The organism is Microterricola pindariensis (assembly GCF_002936985.1).
Taxonomy (GTDB): domain Bacteria; phylum Actinomycetota; class Actinomycetes; order Actinomycetales; family Microbacteriaceae; genus Microterricola; species Microterricola pindariensis.
In genome coordinates this window covers 1-2195 of the sequence record NZ_MPZN01000121.1, presented here as the reverse complement: position 1 = coordinate 2195, position 2195 = coordinate 1, and the positions used below count along the sequence as shown (strand labels likewise).

Below are 2195 nucleotides of genomic sequence, written 5' to 3'. Positions count from 1 at the left end.
GTCGATGCTGGCCCAGCGCCAGTAGCCGGTGCCTGCCTGCCCCGGCATCCGCTCGGGAGGTAAACGGCAGAACGGGAGGCCACTTTCACGTGAAAGTGGCCTCCCGTTCTCGCGTTTGCCTCCCGGCGGATGCCGCGGCTACTCGACGCGCATCGCTTGCGGTTCCCGAGATTTCCTGAGTCGGGGCTGCCGCCTTTCGCAACGCTTCGCGTTGCGCTAGTCCGGCAGCGCCTCCACCGGCAGCTCGATGCCGATCGCCGAGAGGGCGCTCTGCTCGGCGAACAGCCGCGCGTACACGCCGCCGGAGCCCAGCAGCTCTGCGTGCGTGCCGCGCTCGACCAGCCGCCCGGCCTCGATCACGAAGATGACGTCGGCGTTGACCACCGTCGAGAGCCGGTGCGCGATCGCGATCGTGGTGCGCCCGCGGGCGGCGTCGTCCAGCGCCGACTGCACGATCCGCTCCGAGATCACGTCGAGCGCGCTCGTCGCCTCGTCCAGCACGAGCACGGCCGGGTCCTTCAGCAGCACCCGCGCGATCGCGATCCGCTGCTTCTCTCCGCCGGAGAGCCGGTAGCCGCGCTCCCCCACCTGTGTGTCGTAGCCGGCCGGGAACGCCGCGATCGTGTCGTGGATGTTCGCGGCGCGGGTGGCCCGCTCCAGCTCCTCGTCGGTGGCATCCGGTTTCGCATAGCGCAGGTTCTCGGCGATGCTCGCGTGAAACAGGTAGGTCTCCTGGCTGACGATGCCGATGTTGCCGACCAGCGACTGCTGGGTGAGCTCGCGCACGTCGTGCCCGGCGAAACGCACCGCCCCCTCCGTGGCCTCGTACAGCCGCGGCACCAGGTAGGACACCGTCGTCTTGCCCGCCCCGCTCGGTCCGACGAAGGCCGCGTACTGCCCGGGCTCGACGAGGAACGAGACCGCGTCGAGGGTGGGCCGCTCGCCCGCGTCCTGGTCGGGGTAGCGGAAGCTGACCCGGTCGAACTCGACCCGGCCGAGCTCCGCGGATGCCGCGGGGCCCGCCGACTCGAGCGAGACGGCATTCGGGGCATCCACGATCGCCGGCTTGAGGTCGAGGTACTCGAAGATGCGCGCGAACAGGGCAGAGGACGTCTGCAGGTCGAGCGCGACCCGCATCAGACCCATCAGCGGGAACATGAGCCGGGCCTGCACCGTGGTGAACGCGACGATGGTGCCGGCCGTCACGTCGGTGGCGCCACCGGCGACCAGGTAGCCGGCCGCCAGGTAGACGATGGCGGGGATGCTGGAGAGGAAGATGTTGACGAGGGCGAAGAACCACTGGCCGCTCATCTGCTGGCGCACCTGCAGCGACACCTGGTTGGCGTTCTCGTCGGCGTAGCGGGAGATCTCGGCGCCCTGCCTGGTGAAGCTCTTGGAGAGCAGGATGCCGCTGACCGAGAGCGTCTCCTGGGTGATGGCCGTCATCTCCGAGAGCGACTCCTGCGTCTTGGCGGCGATGCGGGCGCGCACCTGGCCGACCCGGCGCTGGGCGATCACCATGAACGGCATCAGCACGACCGCGATGAGGGTGAGCTGCCAGTTCAGCAGGAGCATCGCGATGAAGGCCGCGATCACGGTGACGGTGTTGCCGAGCACGCTCGAAATGGTGTTGGTGAGCACGCTGGCGACGCCGCCGACGTCGTTCTGCAGGCGGGATTGGATGACGCCGGTCTTGGTGCGGGTGAAGAAGCTCAGCTCCATCGCCTGCAGGTGGGTGAACAGCCGCACCCGCAGGGCGCCCATCACCGTGTTGCCGACGGTGGCGGTGAGCCAGGTCTGCCAGACGCCGAGCAGCGCGCTGGCGACGAAGACGACGACCATGGCGCCGACCAGCCAGCCGAGCAGGGCGAGGTCGGGCCCGCCGGATGCCGGGAACAGCGCGTGGTCGAAGACGCGCTGCGTGATCAGCGGCGGGATGACGCTGAGCGCCGCCCCGACCAGCACCAGCGCGACCGTGACCACGAGGGCGGCCTTGTGCGGGGCGAACAGTGCCGCGATGCGGCTGAGCAGGTGCGGGACCCGGGGGGCCTCCGCGTTGATCGCGCGCTGCGCCCGCTCGTCGGCGGCGCTGACGCGGCCACCGCCCCGGCCCCCTCCGCCGCCTCCCCCGCTGCCGCGGCCCCCGCCGCCCATCGATCCACTCATAGCTTCACCCTAGGACCTCCCCCCGACCG

1 protein-coding gene is annotated in these 2195 nt (G+C 70.4%); it reads right to left on the bottom strand.

The features are described from left to right. Positions 1 to 216: 216 nt before the first annotated feature. Positions 217 to 2166, bottom strand: a complete 1950-nt coding sequence (locus GY24_RS17205) for an ABC transporter ATP-binding protein (RefSeq protein WP_233279445.1) — start codon at positions 2164 to 2166, stop codon at positions 217 to 219. Between the last annotated feature and the right edge of the window lie 29 nt (positions 2167 to 2195).

Bases quoted from the DNA above. Each gene is read 5' to 3' on its own strand.
- GY24_RS17205 (WP_233279445.1), bottom strand. From the start codon at position 2,166: ATGAGTGGATCGATGGGCGGCGGGGGCCGCGGCAGCGGGGGAGGCGGC.